The organism is Pseudomonas sp. J452 (assembly GCF_024666525.1).
Taxonomy (GTDB): Bacteria; Pseudomonadota; Gammaproteobacteria; order Pseudomonadales; family Pseudomonadaceae; genus Aquipseudomonas.
The window spans coordinates 2,000,116-2,025,598 of the sequence record NZ_CP088294.1; the positions used below are offsets into that span (position 1 = coordinate 2,000,116).

Consider the following 25,483-nt stretch of genomic DNA (forward strand, 5'->3'; position numbering starts at 1 on the left):
TCCCATGAATCTGCTCAAGTCGCTGGCTGCTGTCAGCTCACTGACCATGCTGTCCCGTGTGCTGGGCTTCGTGCGTGACACCCTGATCGCGCGGATTTTTGGCGCCGGGGTGGCATCCGATGCCTGGGTGGTGGCGTTCAAGCTGCCCAACCTGCTGCGGCGGATTTTTGCCGAGGGCGCATTTTCCCAGGCTTTCGTACCGATTCTGGCGGAGTACAAGACCCAGCAGGGTGATGAGGCCGCGCGCACCTTTGTCGCATATGTCTCGGGCCTGCTGACCCTGGTGCTGGCACTGGTCACCTTGCTAGGCATACTGGCGGCGCCCTGGATCGTGTGGATTTCGGCGCCGGGCTTTGCCGACGAGGTCGATCGCTTCGGTCTGACGGTCGATCTGTTGCGGGTGACCTTTCCTTACATCCTGCTGATCTCCCTGTCATCGCTGGCCGGGGCGGTGCTGAACACCTGGAACCGCTTCTCGGTGCCGGCCTTCGTGCCGACCTTGCTGAATGTCAGCATGATCATTTTCATGCTGTTTCTCGCGCCCTATTTCGACCCACCGATCATGGCGCTGGCCTGGGCTGTGTTGGTGGGCGGCCTGCTGCAATTGCTTTACCAGCTGCCACACCTGAGGAAGATCGGCATGCTCGTGCTGCCGCGCCTGAGTTTTAGGGATACCGGCGTGTGGCGCGTGCTCAAACAGATGGGGCCGGCGATTTTCGGTGTGTCGGTCAGTCAGATTTCGCTGATCATCAACACGATCTTCGCCTCCTTCCTGGTTGCCGGCTCGGTGTCCTGGATGTATTACGCCGACCGCCTGATGGAGTTGCCCTCCGGAGTGCTGGGCGTAGCCCTGGGCACCATCCTGCTGCCGGCCTTGTCGAAAACCTACGCCAGTGACAATCGTGAGGATTACTCGCGCTTGCTCGACTGGGGATTGCGCCTGTGTTTCCTGCTGGTGCTGCCCTGTGCGCTGGCGCTGGCCGTGCTGGCCGAGCCGCTGACCGTTTCGCTGTTTCAGTACGGCAAGTTCACGGCCAGTGATGCCGATATGACCCAGCAGGCGCTGATCGCCTATTCGGTCGGCCTGCTTGGAATCATTCTGGTGAAGATTCTGGCGCCGGGCTTCTATGCCCAGCAGAACATCAAGACGCCGGTGAAGATTGCCGTCATCAGTCTGGCTGCCACGCAGTTGATGAACGTGCTGTTTGTTTTCGTTATTCCCCTGGCGCATGCCGGCCTGGCTCTGTCGATCAGTTTTGCGGCCTGCCTGAATGCCGGGCTGCTGTATTGGCAGTTGCGCAAAGGCGGGTTGTATCAGCCGCAGGCCGGTTGGCCGGTATTCCTCGGCAAGTTGTCGCTGGCGGTGGTGGTCATGGTCGCGGCGCTGCTGCTGGCCATGCATTTCATGCCGCCGTGGGCCGCCGATGGCATGCTCCTGCGTCTGCTGCGTCTCGCGGCGCTGGTACTGGTTGGGGTGTTGGCTTATTTCGGCGTGCTGCTGCTGCTGGGTTTCCGTTTGCGCGACTTTGCCCGGCGGACGGCGCACTAACGGACTGGGCGGTGGACGTGCTGCCTGTTGTCCGCTGTCGCCTGTGCGTATAATCGACCACTTTGTAAGCAAGAAGCGCGCTATGCAGCTGGTCCGAGGTCTCCACAATCTGCTACCCCTGACCCAGGGATGCGTTGCCACCATCGGCAACTTCGATGGCGTGCACCGTGGCCACCAGGCCATCCTGGCGCGCCTGCGCGAGCGTGCCATCGAGCTGGGCGTACCTAGTTGCGTGGTGATTTTCGAGCCGCAGCCGCGTGAGTACTTCGGCCCGGATACCGCCCCGGCACGCCTGACCCGCTTGCGTGAGAAGCTCGAATTGCTGGCTGCCGAGGGTGTCGATCGGGTCTTGTGTCTGGCCTTCAATCGCCGTCTGCGCGAGCTGTCGGCCGCCGAGTTTGTCCGTCAGGTGCTGGTGGACGGGCTGCACATCAAGCATCTGGAAGTAGGCGATGACTTCCGCTTCGGCTGCGACCGTTCCGGTGACTTCGCCTTTCTGGTGCAGGCGGGCGAGCAGCAGGGCTTCACGGTCGAGGCGGCGTTGACCGTCGAGCTGGATGGCGATCGGGTCAGCAGCACGCGAGTGCGCCAGGCGCTGCAGGCGGGCGAGCTGGAGTTGGTCGAGCGACTGCTGGGGCGCCCTTATGCACTGGTCGGGCGAGTCCTGCATGGGCAGAAGCTGGCGCGTCAGCTGGGCAGCCCGACCGCCAATGTGCAGCTGAAAAGGCGTAAAGCGCCGCTCACCGGCGTGTTTCTGGTGCGCGCGCAGTGTCAGGGCAAGAGTTTTCAGGGCGTGGCCAATATCGGCCAGCGGCCTACGGTAGCGGGCGATGGCAGCCCGCACCTGGAAGTGCACCTGTTGCAGTTCGCTGGCGATCTATACGGTCAGCGCCTGACGGTGCAGTTCCACCACAAGCTGCGCGATGAGCAGCGATTTGCCTCCCTGGAGGCGCTGAAGACGGCGATAGACGCGGATGTCGCCGCCGCCCGGGCCTACTGGCTTGGCCAACCGCTTGACTGATCGAAGAGCCTGAGATGACCGACTACAAAGCCACGCTGAACCTCCCGGATACTGCCTTCCCGATGAAAGCCGGCCTGCCCCAGCGCGAGCCGCAAACCCTGGCGCACTGGGACAGCATTGGCCTGTACCAGAAGTTGCGCCAGCTTGGCGAAGGCCGGCCGAAGTTCGTCCTGCACGATGGCCCGCCCTACGCCAACGGCAGCATCCACATCGGTCACGCGGTCAACAAGATCCTCAAGGACATGATCATTCGCTCCAAGACCCTGGCCGGCTTCGATGCCCCGTACGTGCCGGGCTGGGACTGTCATGGCCTGCCGATCGAGCACAAGGTCGAAACCACCTTCGGCAAGAACCAGCCCTCCGACCTGACCCGCGAGCGCTGCCGCACCTATGCCGGCGAGCAGATCGAAGGGCAGAAGGCCGACTTCATCCGCCTGGGTGTGCTCGGCGAATGGGACAGCCCATACAAGACCATGGCCTTCGCCAACGAGGCCGGTGAAATCCGCGCCCTGGCCGAGATGGTCAAGCAGGGTTTCGTGTTCAAGGGCCTTAAGCCGGTGAACTGGTGCTTCGATTGCGGCTCGGCCCTGGCCGAAGCGGAAGTCGAATACCAGGACAAGAAATCCGATGCCATCGACGTGGCTTTCGCTGTCGAAGATGCCGCCAAACTGGCTGCCGCCTTCAGCCTGAGCGACTTGAGCAAGCCGGCCAGCATCGTGATCTGGACCACCACGCCGTGGACCATCCCGGCCAACCAGGCGCTCAACGTCCACCCGGAATTCACCTACGCCCTGGTCGACACCGGTGAGCGTCTGCTGCTGCTGGCCGAAGAGCTGGTCGAAAGCTGCCTGGCCCGTTACGGTCTGCAAGGCGAAGTGATCGCCACCGCGGCCGGTTCCGCGCTGGAAAACATCCGCTTCCGTCATCCGTTCTACGAGCGCTTCGCCCCGGTCTACCTGGCCGAGTACGTCGAACTGGGTGCCGGTACCGGTATCGTTCACTCGGCGCCGGCCTATGGCGAAGACGACTTCCGCTCGTGCAAGCAGTACGGCATGAGCAACGACGACATCCTCAGCCCGGTGCAGAGCAACGGCGTGTATGTCAGCGACCTGCCGTTCTTCGGCGGCCAGTTCATCTGGAAGGCCAACCCGGCCATCGTCGCCAAGCTCGACGAAGTCGGCGCGCTGCTCAAGCACGAAGCCATCCAGCACAGCTACATGCACTGCTGGCGGCACAAGACACCGCTGATCTACCGCGCCACGGCGCAGTGGTTCGTCGGCATGGACAAGCAGCCGGAGCAGGGCGCCACCCTGCGTGAGCGCGCCCTGTCGGCCATCGAGCAAACCGAATTCGTCCCGGCCTGGGGCCAGGCGCGCCTGCACAGCATGATCGCCGGGCGTCCGGACTGGTGCATCTCGCGTCAGCGCAACTGGGGCGTGCCGATCCCGTTCTTCCTGCACAAGGAAAGTGGCGAGCTGCACCCGCGCACCGTCGAGCTGATGGAGCAGGTGGCCGCGCGCGTCGAGGAACAGGGCATCGAAGCCTGGTTCAAGCTCGACGCCAGCGAGTTGCTCGGCGCCGAGGCGGCGCAGTACGACAAGATCAGCGATACCCTGGACGTCTGGTTCGACTCCGGCACCACTCACTGGCACGTGCTGCGCGGTTCGCACCCGCTGGGCCACGCCAGCGGCCCGCGCGCCGACCTCTATCTGGAAGGTTCGGATCAGCACCGCGGCTGGTTCCACTCTTCCCTGCTGACCGGCTGCGCCATCGACGGCCATGCGCCGTACAAGGCCTTGCTGACCCACGGCTTCGTGGTCGACGAGAACGGCCGCAAGATGTCCAAGTCACTGGGTAATGTGGTTGCGCCGCAGGAAGTCAACGACAGCCTGGGCGCCGACATCATGCGCCTGTGGGTTGCCTCGACCGATTACTCGGGCGAGATGGCCGTATCCAAGGTCATCCTGCAGCGCAGCGCCGACGCCTACCGGCGTATCCGCAACACCACGCGCTTCCTGCTTTCCAATCTGAATGGTTTCGATCCGGCCAAGGACCTGCTGCCGGTCGAGCAGATGCTCGATCTGGATCGCTGGGCCCTGGACGCCGCGGCGCGCCTGCAGGAAGAGATCATCGAGGCCTACGGCGAGTACCGCTTCTGGAACGTATACTCCAAGGTGCACAACTTCTGCGTGCAGGAGCTGGGCGGCTTCTACCTCGACATCATCAAGGATCGTCAGTACACCACTCAGGCCGACAGCATCGCCCGGCGTTCCTGCCAGAGCGCGCTGTTCCACATCGCCGAGGCGCTGGTGCGCTGGATCGCGCCGATTCTGGCGTTCACCGCCGACGAGATCTGGCAGTTCCTGCCGGGTGAGCGTAACGAGTCGGTGCTGCTGAACACCTGGTACGACGGCCTGAATCGTTTGCCGGAAGGCTTCGAGCTGGATCGCGCCTACTGGGAGCAATTCATTGAGGTCAGGGCCACTCTGAACAAGGAGCTGGAGAATTTGCGCGCGGCCAAGGCCATTGGCGGCAATCTGCAGGCGGAAGTCACCCTGTTCGGTGATGAGTCCTTGCAGCAGTCCCTGGCCAAGCTCGGCGATGAGCTGCGCTTCGCTCTGATCACCTCCGCCGCCAGCGTTGCGCCGCTGAGCGAGGCGCCAGCCGATGCGGTGGTTACTGAGGTGGCGGGGCTCAAGCTGAAGATCGTCAAGTCGACTCACGCCAAGTGTGGCCGTTGCTGGCACTTCCGCGCCGACGTTGGCAGCAATGCCGCCCACCCGGAGCTGTGCGAGCGCTGCGTGAGTAACGTCGAAGGTGCAGGCGAGGTGCGCAAGCATGTCTGACGTCAGTCGTTTTGGTCGTTTGGCCTGGTTGTGGTTGGCGCTGCTGGTGTTCGTGCTGGATCAGGGCAGCAAGCAGGTCGTGCTGCAGGTCCTTGAGTACGGCCAGCGCGTGGTGGTGCTTGATGGCTATTTCGACTGGGTTCACGTGTACAACCGTGGCGCGGCGTTCAGCTTTCTGGCTGGCGAGTCGGGCTGGCAGCGCTGGTTCTTCGCCGCCATCGCGCTAGGCGTCAGCGCCGTGCTGGTGGTCTGGCTCAAGCGCCTGAAGGCCGACGAGACCTGGTTGGCCATTGCTCTGGCGATGGTGCTAGGTGGCGCGCTGGGCAACCTGTACGACCGCATGGTGCTCGGCCACGTCGTCGACTTCATCCTGCTGCATTGGCAGGATCGCTACCGCTTCCCAGCCTTCAACCTGGCGGACAGCGCCATTACCCTGGGTGCGGTGATGCTGGCGCTGGATATGTTCAAGAGCAAGAAGTCCGGAGAACCTGCCCATGACTGAGCAACGTATTGGCCCGGACAAGGAAGTCACCCTGCATTTCGCCCTCAAGCTGGCCAACGGCGATGTGGTCGACAGTACTTTCGACAAGAGCCCGGCCACCTTCAAGGTGGGTGATGGCAACCTGCTGCCGGGTTTTGAGGCGGCGCTGTTTGGCTTCAAGGCCGGTGACAAGCGCAGTCTGCAGATCGAGCCGGAAAAGGCCTTCGGTCAGCCCAACCCGCAGAACGTGCAGGTCATGCCGCGCTCGCAGTTCGCTGACATGGAGTTGTCCGAAGGTTTGCTGGTGATCTTCAACGATGCCGCCAATGCCGAGCTGCCGGGGGTGGTCAAGGCTTTCGACGATAGCCAGGTGACCATCGATTTCAATCATCCGCTGTCGGGTAAGACGCTGAGTTTCGATGTGGAAATCATCGAGGTTCGCCCGGCCTGATCCTTTAGCGGGGGAGGGTGCCCAGTCTGTAAGGCGGCGTACACTCTTCCGATCTGCTTACCGCGCGCCGAGACTCCCAGCATGCAAATCAAACTCGCCAACCCTCGCGGCTTCTGTGCCGGCGTCGACCGCGCCATCGAGATCGTCAACCGTGCCCTGGAAGTGTTCGGCGCGCCGATCTATGTGCGGCACGAAGTGGTGCACAACAAGTTCGTGGTCGAAGACCTGCGCGCACGCGGTGCGGTTTTCGTCGAGGAGCTGGATCAGGTGCCGGATAACGTCATCGTCATCTTCAGCGCCCACGGCGTATCCCAGGCCGTGCGGCAGGAGGCCGAGGCGCGTGGCCTCAAGGTGTTCGACGCGACCTGCCCGCTGGTGACCAAGGTGCATATGGAGGTGGCACGCTACAGCCGCGACGGCCGCGAATGCATCCTCATCGGCCACCAAGGGCACCCGGAAGTCGAAGGCACCATGGGCCAGTACGACGAGCGTAACGGCGGTACCATCTATCTGGTCGAGGACGAGGCGGATGTCGCGGCGCTGCAGGTGCGCGATCCAGAATCTCTGGCCTTCGTCACCCAGACCACCCTGTCCATGGACGACACCAGCAAGGTGATCGACGCCCTGCGCGCCAAATACCCGAGCATCGGCGGCCCGCGCAAGGATGACATCTGCTACGCCACGCAGAATCGCCAGGACGCAGTCAAGCAACTGGCCAGCGAGTGCGACGTGGTGCTGGTAGTGGGCAGCCCGAACAGCTCCAACTCCAACCGCCTGCGCGAGCTGGCAGAGCGCCTGGACACTCCGGCCTATCTGATCGATGGTGCCGATGATCTCAGGCAGGAGTGGTTTTCCGGGGTGCAGCGCATTGGCATCACGGCCGGTGCTTCGGCGCCTGAGGTGCTGGTGCTGGGAGTGGTGGAGCGCCTGCGCAGCTGGGGAGCTGTTGGTGCGGAAGAGCTGGATGGCAGGCCGGAGAATGTGACCTTCTCGATGCCCAAGGAGCTGCGGCTCAAGAGTGTTTAATCACGCAAAAGAAAACGGGGCCTTTCGGCCCCGTTGTTATTTAGATGCCAGAGCAACTGCCCCAGGCATTGGCCAACTCATCCGTCCCATCCCTGACTCCCGCTGAGCTAAGAGTCAGCGTGCCGCGGCCATCGAGTCTGCTGTTTACGTTCGGGGTGGCGACCAGGCAGTAGCTTGTTGCCTGAGTGTGGGCTGCTGCGCAGTCGGCGTTGAGCAATGCAATGGTGAATTGCTTGTTGTTTCCGTCCACCGGGCTGGCTGCATAACTCCCCAGAGCAGCATTCTCATAGGAGCTGTTCTGGGCGCGGAAACGCTCCATTACGTTGGCGGCCCCAATCAGGGTCGCCTTGGCATCCTCGCAGGTGGCTCGTCGCAGGTAGCCCTGATAGCTCGGAATAGCAATGGCCGCCAGGACGGCGATTACCATGATCACGATCATCAGTTCTATCAGGGTGAAGCCACGGCTTTGCTTGTCCATGTCTTAGCGCTCATCAATCCAGTAAGTTGGGCCGGGGGAGGGGAGATTCACATCCACGCACTCGGGGCCGCTGCACACTACGCCTTCTTTTCTGCCCTCAGGGAATAGAATGATGCTCTTCGGTGGGATGCCGGCGGTCAAGAGAACCTTGCTCCTGTCGCCACGATCCGGCGTGCCGTCGACGCGCTGCTGAATCGGGGTGGCGTTGAACAGGTTGACGGCATAGGAGTGTCCGGTGCCTTGTACTGCCTTGCAAGAGTTGTTGGCCGAGCCATTGTTGGGTTCGTAGGTATTGAAGAACACCATGCCGGAGATAGTACTGGCTTCGGCGAGTACCTTCTCGCCATCGTTCTCCATCCTGATGTACCAACCGCCTTCACTCTTGGCGAAGGCTGCGGCTGCGTCCGCTTGCTGCGCGGCGGAGCCTTCCTGGATCAGGTTCAGCGTGGTGTCGTACATCTCCTCTTCAGTCAGGATGTTATGGCTGGCATTGGTGTAGATGATCGGTGTTCTGAACGAGTAGAAACGATCATCTGCGCCGGTATCCAGCGGGTGGCCCCGATAGCCTGAGCCGATGTTGATCGCCAGGGTTTTGCCGCCGTAGACCGATGTCAACACGATATCGGGAGCGTTATAGAAGCGCCGCAGGTTGCTCTTGAGTTGTGCATCGCTTTCACCGCCGGTAATGGCCGGGATCACGCTGGCGATCACGCCGTCGGCAGTGCTGCCGCTGGCGCTGTCGGCGGGGCTGACCAGACTGCTGGTAGAGCTGCCGTTGTTGATGAAGAAACGCCAGAGCTGGCCGCCCATGTCGCCGACGAAGAACTGATCGGCCAGGCCGTCACGGTTTATGTCGATGGCGCGAACACTGCTGGGCATGCTGTAACGCATTTTGCTCAGGTTTTGGTGTGCTTGGGCGCTGGCGTTGGCGACCTCGCTGCTGCCGGACCAGATCAGCGCACCGGTCACCGCATTGACGATATAGATAGCGTTGCCGTACTGATCCTGAGTACGGGCATTGCCCTGATTGTCCTTATCGAGGATGGAGACATTGTCCTGAGTCTCATCATAGCCACCAGTGAAGATGATGATTGGGGTCTGGGTGCCATTGATGTCGATCTTGGTGACCACTGGCGTGGACCATGTCTGCCCCAGGCGACTGAAACCAGGCGTGTTGGGCGTAATGAACCAGCGCAGTTTCGGGGCGTTCACGTCCGTTACGTCCAGAGAGTAGAGGTTGCGTCCCCCTCGACCCATAGTGGCGTAGGCGTAGACGAACTCTCCTGTATTCAGGCCGCCACCGTTAACCTGGCCGACCTGTGCCGACAGGGCCGGATCGCGACCCCCATAGATCACGCCATTCTTGTTCACATCGTTAACCCAGACGGAAACGGTGTTGTCCATGCCATATTTGCGTGGATTGAGCGAGGTCGACTCCTCGTTCAGTTTGAGGTGTTTGATGTTGCCAAGCAGTGCCTCAGGCATGTAGGCCATCTGCTCGGAGCCGTCGTTGGTGTTGAAGGCATGAACCAGGCCTTCGTTGGTGCCGAGGAAGGCGGTTTGGTCTTCTTTTCCGGTTTTGCAGGTTGTCAGGTTGGTGTCAGTGAACTCGGTGCACTTGTAGGTCACCAGGCGTGGCACCGAGTGCAGCGGATCGCCGACCGCTTTGCGTGGGGTTGCATCATCGTTGAGCCCGCGAATCCAGTTGATCAGCTGGGTACGTTCGGTGGTGTCGGCAGCGCCCAGCAAGGCGCTGGTGACATTGCTGTTGGCTGTGTTGAGCAGGTAGGCGCTGCCGGTCAGGTCGACTGGTGTCACCGGAGAGTTGCCAACATAGGTATAGAGCTTGCGGCTGATATACGAAGGCAGCTGGCTGGCGACGCCACCCACGGCAGTGTTGTTGCCATCAACGCTGAGGTTCCAGAAGCTGCGCGCTGTGGTCTTGAAGAAGCCGGTGTTGCTATCGATCGCGCCGACATTGTCGGCATCGATGATGATGTCGCCAGCCCCGCTGTTCAGCGCATAGCGCTTCAGGTTGCCCACCCAGCGATTGCTTTCCGCCGGTTTGAACAGGGCAAAGTACACCTCGTTCTTGTTGCTCTGCCGGTTGAACTGGTTAACCGTGGCGCCGGGGCTGACGAAGGTGGTGTCGGTGCTCAGTACATCCTGGAGAATCTTGCTGAAAGCGGCGCTCAGTTCCGAGGCATTTTCTGCGGTGTAAGCTTGTCCCTTGCCATTGTTGGCCATGTCGGTCAGAAAGGTTTGTGGGCCGGTGTTGGGGGCCAGGGCACCCAGCGCGAAACCAATGGTATGGGTGGTGATGAAGTTGTCGTCGGCGATGCTGGACTGATCGGTCTCAGCCATCCATGTGGCCAGCCTGCGTCCGCATTGCTCGTCAGACAGCGTCGCATCACCTGTGCAACTGCTGCCGGTAAGGGTGCCAATCGAGCTTTGCGCGCCGTTTCCGTTGGCCTGACCATCCGTCAAGACGACCAGGTGCGTGGACTGGCACGCACTGGTGATTGGGCTGCTGTAGCCTGTTCGTTCCCCGCGCAAGTAACGAGCAGCCTCATTCATGGTGGGTACTATCGGTGTGCCATCACCGGCATTCATTGACTGCACCAAGGCATCCAGTTGATTGCGCACGGTCGTCGTAGTGGAGGCTATCCCGCCGCTGGCGACCTTGATGCGCAGCTTGATCGACTCGGCAGGGTTGCTTTCGTAGGCTTGCACCTCAAGGGTGCTGTCCTGGCTTTGCACTGACATCAAGGAGATGGCATTGCCTGGGGTCCAGCCACCGCGGTTAACGATGCCCTGCAGCCCGGTTTTCAGTTCCGGGCCACTGCAGATCACGGGGGATCCGGTGACCCAGCTGCTCAGGGTGCAGGAGCTGTCCGCAGTGTCGTTACGGTCGGTGATGTCGTCATCGTTCCCTGTAAAAGGCGCTGAGTTGTCGGCGTTCTCGAAGCGGACAGTCACCGTTTGGTTGGTGTTGCTGACTGTATTGGCTGGGGTAAGGATGACGCGCGTATCAAGGATGGTCGCGCCGCGCAGGATAGGAATGCCCTCATAGCGGGCAGCGAAGCGATTACGATCGACCGGTAAGGTATTACCGCCGAGCACCATGTCGTCGTCGTTTTCCTCGTAGGCATCATTTTTCGGGTTGGTGATGCTGGCTTCGATGATGGGGTTCAGGCAGCCGCCGGTGCCGCCGGTGTAGTTAACGGTCAGGGTCGGCTGCAGGCCGGGAGCACCATCGATGCTGTAGGTCGTGCGCGAGCCGCTACCAGCGCTGGGTTCGAAGTAGAACGCCATGGCGTTGTTACCGCACCAGCCTGCAGTGCTGACCACTTCCTGGACCACTGCGGTGACATCCGGGCCGTTTTCATGGGTGGCCGGGCTCTGGTTGACCCAGGCTGGTGGCGTCCAGCTGGTCAGGGCCGTGGTTTTCGGCGTACGTGCGGCAAAGTCGTTGCCGGCGCTGAACGTCGACGCGTCACTGACCTTCTCGGCTCTCACCTGCAGGGTCAGAGGGTCGGCATTGGAGGTGGCTGGAGCGAAGTCGATACGTGCGCTGGTAATGGTGGCGCCCTGGGGGATGCCGACGTTCTGGAAGCGCAGGGCGGCTTTCTTGGTTTCGTTGATAATAGATGTGCTGTTGTACTCGATAACTAGGCGCGGCGCGTTGCTCACACCACCGCTGGTGCCGCAGTTGCGGGTGCAGAAGGTGTAGTCGGTGGTGGTGGTGGCGCGCACCTTGAGAAATACCTGCTGCAGGGCCGCGGCATCGTTATCCAGCACTTGCTTGAACAGGTCGGTGACGTCCAGGCGGGTGACGCTTGCGGAGTTCCAGGGGGTATTCGCGAAGTCGGTGGCTGCCAGGTAGGTGCGGCCGGGGTTGACCTGGGTCAGGTCATTCATCGCTGCCGGGGTCTTGCTGTCCTGCATGGTCACGCGCAGGGTCGGCTTGTTGCTGTTCTGGCTATTGGTCGGGCGCAGATCCAGATAGGCCTTGAAGCTGGGTTCCAGACGTACCGCTGCCGGGATGTTCAGCGCACGAAAGTACAGGAGTGACGTACCAATGATCGGGTTGGCATTGCCGGTGTTGGTGTCGTTGTTGGAGCGCAGGTTGATGTTGCTCTGGTCATCGTTGCCGCAGCCGTCGTTGTTGGTGTTGTGGTCATTGCCGGGTTCATTCATCCGACAGGCCCAGTCGATGCTGTTGTAGCGGCTCTGGAAGAAGGCATCGTTGTCTTGCAGGTCGCTGCTCTGGGTGTCGAGAGTGGTGGTGCTGGTGGTGACATAGCCCATTTGCAAGGTAGTGCCATTGATAACAGCACCACCCCCTAAGCTGCTCTGAGTGGCATCGTCGCCGCTGACGAGGATTTCGGGAGTGCTGGCCACCAGATTGGCGGAACTGGGCAGTGGGTCGTCGATGTTGGTCACCGGGTAGACCATGCGCCCGTCGTAGATACTGCGTGAGTTCAGCACCATGATGCCGGCATTGATCGCCCCGGCATTGTTGATGATGCTGGAGAACGATTCCTTGAGAATCTGCATCCGCGACTTTTCACCGCTGCCTGGATTGTTGTTGCTGCCGGTGCGCCAGGCCATGGAACCCGAGTTGTCGAGCACGAACAACACATTCGGACGCACGCTGTCATCGATGGCCGCGCCACCGAAGAAAATTTCGGTGTCATCGCCGTAGCTGATCGCGCTATGGAGTACCAGGGCGCTCGCGACAGTGCTAAGTGCCAAGCGATGCAGAGCTGAGAGGCGCTTGTTCATGATGGGAGTCCTCGGGTACTTCATTTGATAATGCGCAGGCGATAGCCCTGCCGGTGGCGGGCATAGGCGTTGTTTTCGTCAATGGTGACGACGCTTGGATCCAGCGTGGTGGTGCTGGTGATGTCGTACAGGATGAAGTCTGGAGTGCCTGGATCGACATTCAGGCTGCTTTCAGTGGGGTGAGATTCGACTTCCAGGCGCGTGCGCACGCTCTTGTTGGTGTAGCTCGTGTTGGTTATCAGGCTATCGGCGGCGGGCTCAATGTAGGTATTGAGCTGGCTGTTCACCGTGGTCAGGGCGCTTTCGGAGGCCTGGAAGGCGATATTCTCGTCCTGGGCATTGGCGGCCATGCGTTCCTGCAGGGTCGAGCTGGTCGAGGCGGTAATGGCCAGGATGGTCAGCAGCAGCAGCAAGATCAGGCTGACGGCCAGAACTACGCCGCGCTGTTGCCGAGGGGTAGACAGATTTCTCATGGACGATTTCTCACATCGATGACTGTGTTGAACGCGCGCCGCAGGCGGCGATCGGCAATGGCATTCAACTGGTTGCTGGCAAGATTGGCGATAGTGAAAGCCTGAGTGTTGGCCTGGTCGGCGACCTCGTCCGGGCTGGACATGACCAGGCTGATCTGCAGGCGACTAACCTGGCTGCGCAGATCTTCGGTATTCAAGGTGTCACCGTTGTACCAATTGATCGTGCCGCCTGGTTCATTGCCATTTGAATCAATGCCATAGAGCACCTGGAAGTTGTCCACGTCGGCGATCATCGGGTCATCGCCTTTGTACAGGGTGGGCCGATTGTTGTTGGTCGGGTCGTCTCTGACCGCGTACTGGTGTTCGGTAATCCGCAGAAATTCGGTGTGCTCAGTGGTGGCCATGGTGCTCAGGTCGGGCGCTGGACCGTTATTGAAACCTTTCAGGTTGCTGATGGAATATTTGTTGGGGAATTCGACCTCGGTCGCTGGGTCGGCATTGTCGCTGGGTGCGGAAACATCCGCAGTGAAGATGGCGACAGCCTCGCAGTCGGTCAGAACGAACTCGTAACGTTCGCCTGCAGTGAAGCCGACGCCGGGGCCGGTAATGATGGTGGTATCGGGGAAGGTCTCGACCAGGCGAATGCGCGCAGGCGCTGCGTGGCGCACAAGCAGAGTGTCGTTGTCGGTGCCTGCCCCTTCAACCTGGTCGCCCATGGCATCCAGTGGGAAGGTTCGGCTGGACCTTTCCAGGCTTTCCATGTCGGGTGAGGCGCAGCCCTGGTAGCCGGTTCTACGGAAGTCGCGCTTGACCATGTCCAGGGCGATGCGGCCATTCTCTTGCAGGCGGGCGAGGGCAGAGTTGGCGCGGTCGGTGGTATTGCTGTTGATGAATAACTGCAGAATGCCGAGCAGAAGGAAGGAGCTGAGCAGCAGGGTAACCATCAGCTCGATCAGGCTCAGGCCCTGCTGCCGGCCACGGGGCGTCAGGATTATGCCATTCATAGGGTTGCACTCAGGATATAGGAGCATTGGCCTTCTACGTCGTCTTCGTTGCATGTATTCAGGTCGCTGGTCTTGGGATCCCGCCAGGTATTGAGATCCTGCCAGGTAATAGTCACCGTCAGGGTGTTGCCAGTCTGCTGTATCGCGCCACTGAGCCCGGCCTGCTCCAGTTGGGTTTTCCATTCCCACAGATCGAGCTGTGCCGTAGCGGTCGCCGTGCAGCCCGTGTCCTTGCAGCCTGGATCATCCACGTCATCCGCCGTATCCGCTGCTGCGATGTCATAGTTACCATTTGTGGCCGTGGCTGCGTTTAAACGCATGCGTTCGATGATGTCGTAGGCCAGCCAGGTGGCCTGGCTGCGTACGGCGGCGCTCTGGTTGGACTTCATGCTGGTCATCATCAGGCTGGCCATGCCAAACAGGCCAATGGCCAGAATCAGCAAGGCGAACAGCACTTCGATGATGCTGAAGCCGCGTTGTTTTCTTGCGCTTATGGGCATACGACATCTCCCGGATTGCCTTTGCTGATACGGCTTTGCCCAGCAGTGTTGAGTCGAACCTGGCGGGAGCTGGCCGCGCCGCGCGTATCGCAGATCGCCAGCATGGCCGTGGCATCTAGCGTGCCATCGGCCAGAAAGCTGATGACGCCATTGACCCCGCGAATGGTGTTGTCATTGCTGACTGCGGGCATGACTCGCACTACCGCTTCGGAAGCGTCTTTGATGCCATCCCCGTTAGTGTCGCGGAAGAGAATGGCGCCATCTTCCCAGTTGTTGGTGTCGCAGGTGGCTTGATCGGTACTGCCACAGACGCCAGAACTAACCCGATTGGTTACTGCCTCGCTGCGCGCCAGTTGCATCAAACCTTGCAGCTGATTCACCTGGGTAGAGATGCGGCCGTTCTGCATCATGCCGTTGAACTGGGGGATGCCATAGCTGGCGATCACCGCGATGAGGGCGATCACGATCATCATTTCTATCAGGGTAAATCCACTACTTTTGCGCATGACACAGGCTTCCCTTTTTTCCTGCCCCTAAACCTACAGGAGGACGCAGGGAAGACCAGTTCTGTGGGATGGGCGTGCCGGATGTCGCGACGAGATGCACTTAACTGCAACGAGCCTGAGGCATGGGTGGCTGGACGCGCGGTCGGCCTGTGACGCTCACCACAATTTGCCGGGTAGGGGTGGTTTTGTGGCAGAGGGTGAATGTGCCATTGAGGGCCAGGGTGGTGCCGTCGTTGGCGAAGCTGATGCGGGTGCGGCTGCGAAAACTGGACCAGCGCCAGGAATAGTCTTCTGGAATGGCCAGCTTCTGCAGCAAGACCTCTCCAGCATCCAGTTGGCCGTTAGCGTTCGGATCGGAGAAAACCAGGAGGTCATTTTGCCAGGTCGTGCTGCTCGAACAGCTCAGTTCGCCGTTGCACAAGCTGGTGCTTATCCGCGAGAAAACTGCCTGGCTACGGGCATAATGGAGCGCGCCAAGCATGTTGTTGGTTGTTGCGCGCTGAGCCATTTGCTGACGCAAATGGGCAAGGTGAGGTATGCCGATGCTGGCTAGGTAAATGAAAACTGCCAAACAGATCAGCAGTTCCAACAGGGTGTGTCCATGGCTATTTTTCATTACAGCGTCCTTGCTGTAAGTGGGGTGAGCGAGTGAGTGTAGTTCAGTCGCCTGTATTGCAAGGCCGCGCCGAGAGCAATGTACTGATCGTCGGTGGTGGGGTTATCGGTGCCCTGAGTGCGCTGTTTTTGGCACAGTCGGGACTGCAGGTGAGCCTGCTTGATCGGCGTGGGATAGGGCAGGAGTCCTCCTGGGCCGGCGGCGGCATCATTTCACCGCTCTATCCCTGGCGTTACAGCTCAGCGGTGACTGCGCTGGCGAGTTGGTCACAGGGTTTTTATCCCGATCTTGGCGCCAGCCTGGAAAGCGAGACGGGGATCGATCCACAGGTTCATGCCACCGGGCTGTACTGGCTGGATCTGGAAGATGAAGAACTGGCTTTGGCCTGGGCGGAGCGTGAGGGACGAGTGTTGCTGCAACCCGGCATGGCAGAGGTTCACAAGACGTTGCCAGTGCTGGGTGGTGGGTTCGGCAAGGCGTTGCATATGCCTGGGGTGGCCAGTGTGCGCAATCCGCGTCTGCTCAAGGCTCTGCGTTTAGCCTTGGCGCAAAGAGCCAATGTCACGGTATATGAAGGCTCTGAGGTAACCGGTTTTATTCAGCAGGAAGGGCGTGTGTGGGGGGTGCGCACAGGTCAGGGCGAATTGCGCGCTGATCGTGTATTACTGACTGCCGGCGCCTGGAGTGGCGAGTTGCTGGCTACGCTTGGGCTGAGCCTTCCCGTGGTGCCGGTCAAGGGGCAGATGATCCTCTACAAGTGCGCCGAGGACTTCCTCCCGGCCATGGTGCTTGCCAAGGGCCGCTATGCCATTCCGCGCAAGGATGGCCATATCCTGATTGGTAGCACGCTGGAACATGCCGGATTCGACAAGACGCCCACCGAGGTTGCGTTGGCCAGTCTGAAAACCTCTGCGCAGGAGCTGTTGCCGGCACTGACTGATGCCGAGGTGGTCGGTCACTGGGCCGGGCTGCGTCCTGGGTCGCCGGAAGGCATTCCCTTTATCGGCGAGGTGGTCGAGCATCCAGGGTTGTGGTTGAACTGCGGGCACTACCGCAATGGTCTGGTGCTTGCGCCAGCGTCCTGCGAGCTGCTGAAAAATCTGATGCTGGGCGAAAGTCCGATTGTCGATCCGGCGCCTTATGCGCCGGCTGGAAGGCTGGGCTGAGGGTCAGTCGATCCCCAGCTTCTTCAGGCGATAGCGCATCGAGCGGAAGGTCAGGCCCAGGCGCTGGGCTGCCGCCGTGCGGTTCCAACGGGTTTCTTCGAGGGCTTGCATGATCAGTTTGCGCTCGATGTCTTCCAGGTAGTCTTCCAGGTTGTCGATTTGCGCCAGTGAGGCCTCGCCGGCGTCGGCCGAGCAGGGCGTGTCGGCCAGGCGCAGGTCGCTGGCCTTGATCTGTTCGTCTTCGCACAGGGTGTGCGCACGCTCCAGCATGTTCTCCAGCTCGCGGACGTTACCGGGGAAGCGGTAGCTTTTCAGTTTGTCCAGGGCGTCGTCGGTCAGGCGAGTTGGGGCAATGCCGGTTCCTTCGCTGAGGCGGCGCAGCATGGTTTCGGCCAGTAGCGGGATGTCTTCGCGGCGCTCGCGCAGGGGCGGGACGCGCAGCTCGATGACGTTTAGGCGGTAGAACAGATCCTGGCGGAAGCGCCCGGCCGCCACTTCGGCGGCCAGGTCCTTGTGGGTGGCGCAGAGAATCCGCACATCGACGACCAGTTCCTGCTGGCCACCCACGGCCCGTACGGCTTTTTCCTGGATGGCGCGCAGCAGCTTGACCTGCATGGTCAGCGGCAGGTCTGCCACTTCGTCGAGGAACAGGGTGCCGCCATTGGCCGCCTGGAATAGGCCCTGCTTGTCCTCGATGGCGCCGGTGAAACTGCCTTTCTTGTGGCCGAAGAACTCGCTTTCCATCAGCTCGGAGGGGATCGCTCCGCAGTTGACCGGAATGAACGGCTGTTCGCCGCGCGGCCCCTGTTCGTGGATCAGGCGGGCGACCAGTTCCTTGCCGCTGCCGGACTCGCCGCTGATGTAGACCGGGGCCTGGCTGCGCGCCAGTTTCTGGATCTGATTGCGCAGTGCGCGCATGGGCGGTGAGTCGCCGAGCAGGCGCGTATCGACTGGACCTTCGGCATCACTGGCGCTGCGTATGCGCAGTGCGGTGGCTACCAGTTCGCGCAGGCGGCCGAGGTCGACCGGCTTGGTGAGGAAGTCGAAGGCGCCAGCCTTGAGGGCGTTGATCGCGGTATCCAGGCTGCCATAAGCAGTGATCATCGCCACTGGTACCTGCGGGTGGCGTTGCAGGATGTGCTGCACCAGCTCCAGCCCGGTGCCGTCGGGCAGGCGCATGTCGGTCAGGCACAGGTCGAACGGCTCGCGCGCCAGCCATTCGCGGGCTTCCTTGACGTTGCGCGCACTGCGGGTGTCGAGCTTCATCCGCCCCAGGGTGATTTCCAGGAGTTCGCGGATATCGGGCTCGTCGTCGACGATCAGGGCTCTTTGCCGGGTGCTCATGGTCAGCTCAGTTTGCGTGAGTGGGCGAAGGTGATGCGGAAGCAGCTGCCGCCACCTTCACGCGGTTTGTAGTCGAGGCGTGCCTGGTTGCTTTCGCACAGCTCGCGGGAAATATACAGGCCCAGACCGGTGCCCTTGTTATCGGTGGTGTAGAAGGGCTCGAAGATATGTTGTAGCTGCTCGGCGGGAATGCCGGGGCCGTCGTCGAGTACCTCGAGCACGGGGAGGTCGCTGTCCGGGTCGCGGAACAGCTTGAGCCAGACCTGGCCGAGCTGGTGTACCTGGGCGCTGTAGCGCATGCCGTTCTGCACCAGGTTGGTCAGTACCTGGGTCAGCTGGTGCGGGTCCATGCGGGTCTGCAGGCCGCTGCCGGAAGTTTCCAGATGCAGAGTCTGGTCGAGTGCCGCCGAGCTGCGAAACTCGCTGGCGAAACGATGCAGCCAGTATTTCAGGTCCAGCAGCTGGGGTTCGGCCTGGCGCCGGCGCGACAGCTGCAGAACGTTCTCGATGACCAGGTTCATCCGCCGCGAGTGGTCCTGAATGATCTGTGCCAGGCGCCGGTCAGGCCCATCGAGGATCTCCGATTCCTGCAGCAGCTGCGCGGCGTGGCTGATGGCGCCAAGCGGGTTGCGGATTTCATGGGCGATGCCGGCAGTCAGGCGGCCCAGCGAGGCCAGCTTGAGTTGCTGGGCCTGCTGGGTGATCTGCGAGATATCTTCGAGAAACACCAGGGTGTGCATTTCCTCGCCGCGGTGCAGAGGAATGAAGCTGGGTTGCAGCAGCGGCCCATCAGGAATGGCCTGCAGGCTCTGCGGGCGCAAGGTGGGGTTGTGCAGCCATTGCTGCAGCCGTCGAACCAGCTCCGGGCAGTGCGGGTCGAGGACTTTGCCCGTCAGCTCGTTGCGTCCGAGCAAGGTCAGGGCGCCCTGGTTGGCCAGCACCACACGGTGCTGATCGTCCAGCACCAGGATGCCGGTGCGCATGCGCTGCAAGATCAGTGCGTTGAGGGCTTCCAGGCTGGCGACATCGACCGCCCGTTGTTCGGCGAGCTGTTCGCTTTGCTGCAGGCGCCGGCTCAAGCCCTGTAGGAATATGGCGGCGGCGAAGCACAAGGCGCCGAGTGCGCCCGCCTGCACATACTGGCTGGCGGCTGCCGGGCGGCTGAAGCTCAGGTAAAAGGTCAGGTAGATCATGCCAATGGCCGCGACAGCCGCGATCAGCAGGCCGACCCGGCCGCGTAGCAAGATGTTGGCAATGGCCACTGAAACGATTAGCAGGTTACCGATGCCGCTGGGCGTACCTCCTGCCGCGTAGAACAGCGCCACCAGCAGGATGACGTCGGCCAGCGCCAGGCTGAACACCTGCAGCAGGTGGCGTGGCCGCTGCATCAGAACGGCGATCAGGATGTTGATGATCAGGTAGGCCCAGCTGCCATCGCGGAACAGTCCCGCGTGGGCCAGGTTGAGCAGATCCTCGTCCAGGTCGCTGGAGATCAACAGCACCAGAGCCAGGCCAACGGTTACCCGATAAAGATGGTACAGGCGCAGGACGCGGCGGCCATGGACACCTTCGAGGGTCATGGCATCAGCGTTCACCGGAGCTGGCGTCCTGCTCTAAGTGGGCCTGGCTGCAATACCAGCGCTGCGCGTCGGCCAGCGCCGTGTCGCGCGGGACATGCACACCGCAGTGCGCGCAACGCACCATTGGTGGCGCACTGGGTTCTGCCGTGTCAGCTTGGGGCTTGCTGCTGGCGGGGCGATTGAAACGCCGCCACAGCCAGACGGCAGCGGCAATCAGGGCAATCCAGAACAACAGACGGAACATGGCGCACTCTTCTTGTTGGCAGGCGGCCAGTGTAGCCAAGGTCAATGCCCGGGCGCAGCAGATAAAGCGTGCCTGTGGCGAGCAAGAAAGTTCTGTCGGTTTTGTTTCGCAGGTAAATAGCCGGCAATGGCGTCGAGCGGGAACAGGCCCTAGGGGGGCAGTACTTTTTCGCCAGCAACAAAAAACCCGCCGAAGCGGGTTTTTCTCAGACCATTCCGACATCCTGTCAGCTGCCGTCCTGGCGATGGTCGATCATCCTTGATCCTGCTGCGCGTCCTGCGCTGCAGTGATGTAGCTAGATTAGTGACTGCCGCTGGCTTGCGACAGGGCGGATCGCAGCTTGCCCGTGTAAGCCTTTGGCTATTCGTGACTCGACTGGGGTGTGTTGCCATTGCACGCCGGGCTGCGACTAAGCACAGCGAATACTCAGCTGTGCCAGTAGAATTGCGCCGTGAAACAGATTTCCGAGGTTGCAAGGGTGGAACTACAGCAGGGCTTTGTCCTGACCCGGCACTGGCGCGATACGCCGGCCGGCACGCAGGTCGAGTTCTGGCTGGCGACCGACACCGGCCCGCGCCTGGTGCGCCTGCCGTATCAGCCCTCGGTGGCCTTCATTCCGGCTGAGCAACGGGCGCGCGCCGAAACGTTGCTGCAAGGCGCGCGCGGGGCGGAGCTGCGCGAGCTGGGGCTGTGCGATTTCCACCATCGCCCCGTGCTCGGCCTGTACTGCCAGCAGCACCGCCAGCTGATCAACCTCGACAAGCAGTTGCGCAAGGCCGGCGTCGATGTCTACGAGGCCGATGTGCGCCCGCCGGAGCGCTACCTGATGGAGCGCTTCATCACCGCGCCGCTGCTGTTCGGCGGCACGCCGGATGAGGGCGGCATGCTGCTCGAGGCGCAACTCAAACCCGTGGCGGATTACCGCCCACCATTGCGCCTGGTCTCCCTCGATATCGAAACCACCGAGCATGGCGAGCTGTACTCCATCGCCCTGGAAGGCTGCGGCCAGCGCCAGGTGTATATGCTCGGCCCGGCCAATGGCGACGACAGTGCCGTGGACTTCCAGCTCGACTACTGCGCCAGCCGTGCGCAGTTGCTGGAGCGCTTGAACGAGTGGCTGGCCCGGCATGATCCGGATGCGATCATCGGCTGGAACCTGGTGCAGTTCGACCTGCGCGTGCTGCACGAACATGCCCAGCGCCTCAAGGTGCCGCTGCGCCTGGGGCGTGGTGGTGACGAGATGGGCTGGCGCGAGCACGGCAGCGGCAAGCACTACTTCGCCGCGGCGGCCGGCCGCTTGATCATCGACGGCATCGAGGCACTGCGCTCGGCGACCTGGAGCTTTCCCTCGTTCAGCCTGGAATACGTCGCCCAGACCCTGCTCGGCGAGGGCAAGTCGATCGATACGCCCTACCAGCGCATGGATGAGATCAACCGCATGTTCGCCGAGGACAAGCCCGCCCTGGCGCGCTACAACCTCAAGGACTGCGAGCTGGTCACGCGGATCTTCGCCAAGACCGAACTGCTCACCTTCCTTCTCGAGCGCGCCGCCGTCACTGGCCTGCCGATCGACCGCAGCGGCGGCTCGGTAGCGGCTTTTACCCACCTGTACATGCCGCTGATGCATCGCCAGGGTTTCGTCGCGCCCAACCTTGGCGAGAAGATCCCGCAGGCCAGTCCCGGTGGCTTCGTCATGGAGTCGCGCCCCGGCCTGTACGAGTCGGTGCTGGTGCTCGACTACAAGAGCCTGTATCCGTCGATCATCCGCACCTTTCTGATCGACCCGGTGGGCCTGGTGGAAGGCCTGTGCCACCCCGACGACAGTCAGTCGGTGCCCGGCTTTCGCGGCGCGCGCTTCTCGCGCAGCAAGCACTGCCTGCCGGCCATCGTCGCGCGCGTCTGGCAGGGCCGCGAGGCGGCCAAGCGCGAGGGCAACGCGCCACTGTCGCAGGCCCTGAAAATCATCATGAACGCCTTCTACGGCGTGCTCGGCTCCAGTGGCTGCCGCTTCTTCGACACCCGCCTGGCCTCGTCGATCACCCTGCGCGGCCACGAGATCATGCGCCGCACCCGCGAGCTGATCGAAGCCGAAGGCCATGGGGTGATCTATGGCGACACTGACTCCACCTTCGTCTGGCTCGGTCATGAGCATGCCGAAGAAGAGGCGGCGCGTATTGGCCGGGCGCTGGTGCAGCGGGTCAACCAGTGGTGGCGTGAGCATCTGCAGCAGGAATACGGCCTGCACAGCGCGCTGGAACTGCAGTTCGAGACGCACTACCGGCGCTTCCTGATGCCGACCATTCGCGGTGCGGAAGAGGGCAGCAAGAAGCGCTACGCTGGCCTGGTCAAGCGTGCCGACGGCCACGAGGAAATGGTCTACAAGGGCCTGGAAACGGTGCGCAGCGACTGGTCGCCGCTGGCCCAGCAGTTCCAGCAGGAGCTCTACCAACGCATCTTCAACCGCCAGCCCTATCAGGACTATGTGCGCGACTACGTGCGGCGCACCCTGGCCGGCGAACTGGATGAGTTGCTGATCTACCGCAAACGCCTGCGCCGCCAGCTCGGCGACTACCAGCGCAACGTGCCGCCGCATGTGCGCGCAGCGCGTCTGGCCGACGACTACAACGAGCGCCAGGGGCGGCCGCGGCAGTACCAGAACGGTGGCTGGATCAGTTACGTGATGACCCTCGCCGGGCCGGAGCCGCTGGAAACCCGCAGCTCCCTGATCGACTACGAGCACTACCTGTCACGCCAGTTGCAACCGGTGGCCGATGCGATCCTGCCCTTCGTGGATGACGACTTCAGTCGCTTGGTCGACCGGCAGCTGGGCTTGTTTTGAGGCGGCGCTGAACCGTTATCTGTTCAGCTCGTACGCGCACATATTGACCGTCGTCGCCAGGTTCAGCGACTCGATGGCGCCACAGCCGGCAATGGTGAACGGCTGGGCATTCAGCGCGATCAGCTGCTCGCGCGGCACGCCGCGCGCTTCGTTGCCGAACAGGTAGCAATCGAAGGCCTTGAAGCCGGCCGACTGCACCGGCTCACCCTGCATATCCAGGCAGGCGATGCGCGCGAAGCGCGTGCGCAGAGAGTCCAGCTGCACATCCAGCTCCAGCGGCACATGAAAAATCGCGCCCATGCTGGAGCGCACGACCTTGGGGTTGTACGGATCGACGCTGTCGGGGCTGAGCAGGCAGCGGAAATTGCCGAACCAGGCTAGGGTGCGCAGGATGGTGCCGAGATTTCCCGGATCCTGGATTTCATGCAGGTAGATGGCCCGTTCGTTGGCTGCAGACACCGGCGGCGTCAGCGCCGCCATCGGCACCACGGCCAGAATGCCCTGTGGGGTCTGGGTATCGGCGATCTGTGCCATCTGCCGGTCGCTGATCACCTGGGTCTTGAACGGGCTCTGCCAGTGCTCGTAGGCGCCGGTCACATACAGCTGACTGCGCTGCAGCAGCGGGTTGTGCAGGGCCGCTTTCTGCAGTTCCAGCAGCAGATGCTCGCCTTCCACCAGAAAATGCCCGAATTCGGCGCGGTACTTCTTCTGCTGCAGCTTCTTGATGTCGTCGAGTTTCATCAGCGGCTCTGCTCGGCCAGGATCGACTTGGCCAGCGCTTCGGCGACCTTGATGCCATCCACGCCTGCCGAGAGGATGCCGCCGGCATAACCGGCGCCTTCACCGGCCGGATACAGGCCCTTCAGGTTGAGGCTCTGCAGGGTTTCGTTGTCGCGGGTGATGCGCACCGGGGAGGAGGTGCGGGTTTCGATACCGGTGAGCACCGCGTCATCACGGTCGAAGCCGCGAATCTGCTTGCCGAAGGCCGGCAGCGCCTCGCGGATCGCCTCGATCGCATAGGCCGGTAGCGAGAGCGCCAGGTCGCCCAGGCGTACACCGGGCTTGTAGGAGGGTTCCACTTCGCCCAGTTCGCTCGACGGAACGCCGCGAATGAAGTCGCCGACCAATTGCGCGGGAGCACAGTAGTCACTGCCGCCCAGCTTGTACGCGACCGACTCCAGGCGCTCCTGGAGCTCAACGCCGGCCAGCGGGCCACCGGGGAAGTCCTGCTCCGGGTTGATGCCGACGACGATGCCGGCGTTGGCGTTGCGCTCGTTGCGCGAGTACTGGCTCATGCCGTTGGTCACCACGCGCTCCGGCTCGGAGGTGGCCGCCACCACGGTGCCGCCGGGGCACATGCAGAAGCTGTAGACGGCGCGGCCATTCTTGGCGTGGTGTACCAACTTGTAGTCGGCGGCGCCGAGCTCCGGGTGACCGGCGTATTTGCCCAGGCGCGCCTGGTCGATCAGGCCTTGCGGGTGCTCGATGCGGAAGCCCACCGCAAAGGGCTTGGCCTCGATGAACACGCCCTGGCGGTGCAGCATGCGGAAGGTATCGCGCGAGCTGTGGCCCAGCGCGAGCACCACATGGCGACTGTGCAGGGTCTCGCCACTGGCCAGCACCACGCCCTCCAGCTGACCATCGTCGATCAGCAGGTTGGTCACCTTGCTCTCGAAGCGCACCTCGCCGCCGAGGGCGATGATCTCCTCGCGCATGGCCGCGACCACACCGGTGAGGCGGAAGGTGCCGATGTGCGGCTTGCTCACGAACATGATCTCGTCCGGCGCGCCGGCGCGGACAAACTCGTGCATCACCTTGCGGGCGTAGAACTTCGGGTCCTTGATCTGGCTGTAAAGCTTTCCGTCGGAGAACAGGCCGGCGCCGCCCTCGCCGAATTGCACGTTGGATTCCGGGGTCAGGACCTTCTTGCGCCACAGCGCCCAGGTGTCCTTGGTGCGGCTGCGCACATCCTTGCCACGCTCCAGCACGATGGGCTTGAAGCCCATCTGCGCGAGCAACAACGCGGCGAATAGGCCGCAGGGGCCAAAGCCCACCACCAGCGGGCGCTCGCTCAGGTCGGCCGGCGCCTGGCCAACCGGATAGTAGTGGGTGTCCGGAGCCGGGCGGATATGCGGGTCATCGGCAAAACGCGCCAGGATGGCCGCCTCGTCGCGCGCCTCAAGATCGACGATATAGATGAACAGGATGACGCTGTTCTTCTTGCGGGCATCGTAGCTGCGCTTGAATACGCTGAAGTTCAGCAGGTCGGCGTCGCTGATGTTCAGGCGGTTGACGATGGCCTGGCGCAACTCATCGGCGGAGTGATCGAGGGGCAGAGAGAGTTCGTTGATGCGAATCATGACGGTAATCCTGGCCGGTGACTCCGGCAAAGGAAGCAATAAAGGAGGGGGGTAGGGGGCGAATTGTAGCCGCCGCCGCCATATTCTGTCAGGACGCCTGTCAGGGCAGCGGCCTGTGGATTTAACCTGCACGGCACTATCGGCTTATACTTGGCGCCACTTTGCGCCCTCTGTCCATGGCATCGGCGCGCTCCTTTCCTTGATTTTTCGT

21 protein-coding genes are annotated in these 25,483 nt (G+C 62.0%); 9 read left to right on the forward strand and 12 right to left on the reverse strand.

From position 1 onward, the window contains the following. Positions 1-4 precede the first annotated feature (4 nt). From murJ to ispH, 6 genes are all read left to right on the forward strand, one after another. The gene (gene murJ, locus LRS11_RS08950; RefSeq protein WP_260496485.1) at positions 5-1,549 is read left to right on the forward strand and encodes a murein biosynthesis integral membrane protein MurJ; all 1,545 of its coding nucleotides are present in this window, start codon (positions 5-7) and stop codon (positions 1,547-1,549) included. Between the two features lie 82 nt (positions 1,550-1,631). Beyond that, positions 1,632-2,570: a bifunctional riboflavin kinase/FAD synthetase gene (gene ribF / locus LRS11_RS08955; protein ID WP_260496486.1), complete on the forward strand. Its 939-nt coding sequence runs from the start codon at positions 1,632-1,634 to the stop codon at positions 2,568-2,570. A 14-nt stretch (positions 2,571-2,584) separates the two neighbouring features. Beyond that, complete coding sequence (ileS, locus tag LRS11_RS08960) at positions 2,585-5,416, forward strand: isoleucine--tRNA ligase (RefSeq protein ID WP_260496487.1); 2,832 nt, start codon at positions 2,585-2,587, stop codon at positions 5,414-5,416. After that, entirely contained in the window at positions 5,409-5,918 is a 510-nt protein-coding gene (gene lspA, locus LRS11_RS08965; protein ID WP_260496489.1) for a signal peptidase II, read from the forward strand. Before ileS ends, lspA begins: the two co-directional genes overlap by 8 nt. Further along, positions 5,911-6,348, forward strand: coding sequence for an FKBP-type peptidyl-prolyl cis-trans isomerase (fkpB, locus tag LRS11_RS08970; protein ID WP_260496490.1), 438 nt, complete (start codon positions 5,911-5,913; stop codon positions 6,346-6,348). The genes lspA and fkpB overlap by 8 nt, the downstream gene beginning before the upstream one ends. 81 nt (positions 6,349-6,429) lie before the next feature. Continuing rightward, complete coding sequence (ispH, locus tag LRS11_RS08975; protein WP_260496491.1) at positions 6,430-7,374, forward strand: 4-hydroxy-3-methylbut-2-enyl diphosphate reductase; 945 nt, start codon at positions 6,430-6,432, stop codon at positions 7,372-7,374. Between the two features lie 40 nt (positions 7,375-7,414). Here ispH and LRS11_RS08980 read toward each other — a convergent pair whose 3' ends face one another. The 7 genes from LRS11_RS08980 to LRS11_RS09015 form a co-directional block, all read right to left on the reverse strand. After that, a complete protein-coding gene (locus tag LRS11_RS08980) occupies positions 7,415-7,852 on the reverse strand; it encodes a type IV pilin protein (protein WP_312027000.1) in 438 nt (145 codons plus the stop codon). A 3-nt stretch (positions 7,853-7,855) separates the two neighbouring features. Further along, positions 7,856-12,640 (reverse strand): PilC/PilY family type IV pilus protein, encoded by a 4,785-nt coding sequence (locus tag LRS11_RS08990; RefSeq protein WP_260496492.1) that lies wholly within the window; start codon positions 12,638-12,640, stop codon positions 7,856-7,858. A gap of 20 nt (positions 12,641-12,660) precedes the next feature. Further along, complete coding sequence (locus LRS11_RS08995; RefSeq protein WP_260496493.1) at positions 12,661-13,113, reverse strand: PilX N-terminal domain-containing pilus assembly protein; 453 nt, start codon at positions 13,111-13,113, stop codon at positions 12,661-12,663. After that, positions 13,110-14,117 (reverse strand): PilW family protein, encoded by a 1,008-nt coding sequence (locus tag LRS11_RS09000; protein WP_260496494.1) that lies wholly within the window; start codon positions 14,115-14,117, stop codon positions 13,110-13,112. The genes LRS11_RS08995 and LRS11_RS09000 overlap by 4 nt, the downstream gene beginning before the upstream one ends. After that, complete coding sequence (gene pilV / locus LRS11_RS09005) at positions 14,114-14,617, reverse strand: type IV pilus modification protein PilV (protein WP_260496495.1); 504 nt, start codon at positions 14,615-14,617, stop codon at positions 14,114-14,116. The genes LRS11_RS09000 and pilV overlap by 4 nt, the downstream gene beginning before the upstream one ends. Then, positions 14,608-15,123 carry a GspH/FimT family pseudopilin gene (locus LRS11_RS09010; protein ID WP_260496496.1) on the reverse strand — a complete coding sequence of 172 codons (516 nt, stop codon included), beginning with the start codon at positions 15,121-15,123 and terminating at the stop codon, positions 14,608-14,610. The genes pilV and LRS11_RS09010 overlap by 10 nt, the downstream gene beginning before the upstream one ends. Positions 15,124-15,223: 100 nt before the next feature. Next, a complete protein-coding gene (locus LRS11_RS09015) occupies positions 15,224-15,739 on the reverse strand; it encodes a GspH/FimT family pseudopilin (RefSeq protein WP_260496497.1) in 516 nt (171 codons plus the stop codon). Between the two features lie 56 nt (positions 15,740-15,795). Here LRS11_RS09015 and thiO point away from each other — a divergent pair, with 56 nt between their 5' ends. Beyond that, positions 15,796-16,905, forward strand: coding sequence for a glycine oxidase ThiO (gene thiO / locus LRS11_RS09020; RefSeq protein ID WP_260496498.1), 1,110 nt, complete (start codon positions 15,796-15,798; stop codon positions 16,903-16,905). A 3-nt stretch (positions 16,906-16,908) separates the two neighbouring features. Here the strand turns inward: thiO and LRS11_RS09025 are convergent, their stop codons facing one another. The 3 genes from LRS11_RS09025 to LRS11_RS09035 are packed head-to-tail and all read right to left on the reverse strand — an operon-like array spanning position 16,909 to position 20,073. Beyond that, a complete protein-coding gene (locus LRS11_RS09025) occupies positions 16,909-18,249 on the reverse strand; it encodes a sigma-54-dependent transcriptional regulator (RefSeq protein WP_260496499.1) in 1,341 nt (446 codons plus the stop codon). A 2-nt stretch (positions 18,250-18,251) separates the two neighbouring features. Next, positions 18,252-19,829, reverse strand: a complete 1,578-nt coding sequence (locus LRS11_RS09030) for a sensor histidine kinase (RefSeq protein WP_260496890.1) — start codon at positions 19,827-19,829, stop codon at positions 18,252-18,254. 4 nt (positions 19,830-19,833) lie between these two features. After that, on the reverse strand, positions 19,834-20,073 hold the full coding sequence (locus tag LRS11_RS09035) for a PP0621 family protein (RefSeq protein ID WP_260496500.1): 240 nt from the start codon (positions 20,071-20,073) through the stop codon (positions 19,834-19,836). Between LRS11_RS09035 and LRS11_RS09040 the strand changes: the two genes are divergently transcribed. Both LRS11_RS09040 and LRS11_RS09045 read left to right on the forward strand, forming a co-directional pair. After that, positions 20,072-20,335 (forward strand): hypothetical protein, encoded by a 264-nt coding sequence (locus tag LRS11_RS09040; protein ID WP_260496501.1) that lies wholly within the window; start codon positions 20,072-20,074, stop codon positions 20,333-20,335. The genes LRS11_RS09035 and LRS11_RS09040 overlap by 2 nt on opposite strands. 216 nt (positions 20,336-20,551) lie before the next feature. Further along, complete coding sequence (locus LRS11_RS09045) at positions 20,552-22,912, forward strand: DNA polymerase II (protein WP_260496891.1); 2,361 nt, start codon at positions 20,552-20,554, stop codon at positions 22,910-22,912. Between the two features lie 15 nt (positions 22,913-22,927). On the opposite strand, the gene LRS11_RS09050 is transcribed toward LRS11_RS09045, so the two are convergent. Together LRS11_RS09050 and LRS11_RS09055 are read right to left on the reverse strand one after the other, a co-directional pair. Next, a complete protein-coding gene (locus tag LRS11_RS09050) occupies positions 22,928-23,653 on the reverse strand; it encodes an RNA methyltransferase (protein WP_260496502.1) in 726 nt (241 codons plus the stop codon). Then, positions 23,653-25,272 carry an NAD(P)/FAD-dependent oxidoreductase gene (locus tag LRS11_RS09055; RefSeq protein ID WP_260496503.1) on the reverse strand — a complete coding sequence of 540 codons (1,620 nt, stop codon included), beginning with the start codon at positions 25,270-25,272 and terminating at the stop codon, positions 23,653-23,655. The genes LRS11_RS09050 and LRS11_RS09055 overlap by 1 nt, the downstream gene beginning before the upstream one ends. Positions 25,273-25,483: the final 211 nt, after the last annotated feature.

What these genes read in the sequence shown, in the direction of transcription:
- LRS11_RS09015 (WP_260496497.1), bottom strand. Translation starts at nt 15,739, where the DNA reads ATGAAAAATAGCCATGGACACACCCTGTTGGAACTGCTGATCTGTTTG.
- LRS11_RS09035 (WP_260496500.1), bottom strand. Translation starts at nt 20,073, where the DNA reads ATGTTCCGTCTGTTGTTCTGGATTGCCCTGATTGCCGCTGCCGTCTGG.
- LRS11_RS08990 (WP_260496492.1), bottom strand. Translation starts at nt 12,640, where the DNA reads ATGAACAAGCGCCTCTCAGCTCTGCATCGCTTGGCACTTAGCACTGTC.
- LRS11_RS09010 (WP_260496496.1), bottom strand. Translation starts at nt 15,123, where the DNA reads ATGCGCAAAAGTAGTGGATTTACCCTGATAGAAATGATGATCGTGATC.
- LRS11_RS09040 (WP_260496501.1), top strand. Translation starts at nt 20,072, where the DNA reads ATGGCGCACTCTTCTTGTTGGCAGGCGGCCAGTGTAGCCAAGGTCAAT.
- ispH (WP_260496491.1), top strand. Translation starts at nt 6,430, where the DNA reads ATGCAAATCAAACTCGCCAACCCTCGCGGCTTCTGTGCCGGCGTCGAC.
- ribF (WP_260496486.1), top strand. Translation starts at nt 1,632, where the DNA reads ATGCAGCTGGTCCGAGGTCTCCACAATCTGCTACCCCTGACCCAGGGA.
- pilV (WP_260496495.1), bottom strand. Translation starts at nt 14,617, where the DNA reads ATGCCCATAAGCGCAAGAAAACAACGCGGCTTCAGCATCATCGAAGTG.
- LRS11_RS08995 (WP_260496493.1), bottom strand. Translation starts at nt 13,113, where the DNA reads ATGAGAAATCTGTCTACCCCTCGGCAACAGCGCGGCGTAGTTCTGGCC.
- fkpB (WP_260496490.1), top strand. Translation starts at nt 5,911, where the DNA reads ATGACTGAGCAACGTATTGGCCCGGACAAGGAAGTCACCCTGCATTTC.
- ileS (WP_260496487.1), top strand. Translation starts at nt 2,585, where the DNA reads ATGACCGACTACAAAGCCACGCTGAACCTCCCGGATACTGCCTTCCCG.
- LRS11_RS09050 (WP_260496502.1), bottom strand. Translation starts at nt 23,653, where the DNA reads ATGAAACTCGACGACATCAAGAAGCTGCAGCAGAAGAAGTACCGCGCC.
- murJ (WP_260496485.1), top strand. Translation starts at nt 5, where the DNA reads ATGAATCTGCTCAAGTCGCTGGCTGCTGTCAGCTCACTGACCATGCTG.
- LRS11_RS08980 (WP_312027000.1), bottom strand. Translation starts at nt 7,852, where the DNA reads ATGGACAAGCAAAGCCGTGGCTTCACCCTGATAGAACTGATGATCGTG.
- LRS11_RS09025 (WP_260496499.1), bottom strand. Translation starts at nt 18,249, where the DNA reads ATGAGCACCCGGCAAAGAGCCCTGATCGTCGACGACGAGCCCGATATC.
- LRS11_RS09055 (WP_260496503.1), bottom strand. Translation starts at nt 25,272, where the DNA reads ATGATTCGCATCAACGAACTCTCTCTGCCCCTCGATCACTCCGCCGAT.
- LRS11_RS09030 (WP_260496890.1), bottom strand. Translation starts at nt 19,829, where the DNA reads ATGACCCTCGAAGGTGTCCATGGCCGCCGCGTCCTGCGCCTGTACCAT.
- lspA (WP_260496489.1), top strand. Translation starts at nt 5,409, where the DNA reads ATGTCTGACGTCAGTCGTTTTGGTCGTTTGGCCTGGTTGTGGTTGGCG.
- LRS11_RS09000 (WP_260496494.1), bottom strand. Translation starts at nt 14,117, where the DNA reads ATGAATGGCATAATCCTGACGCCCCGTGGCCGGCAGCAGGGCCTGAGC.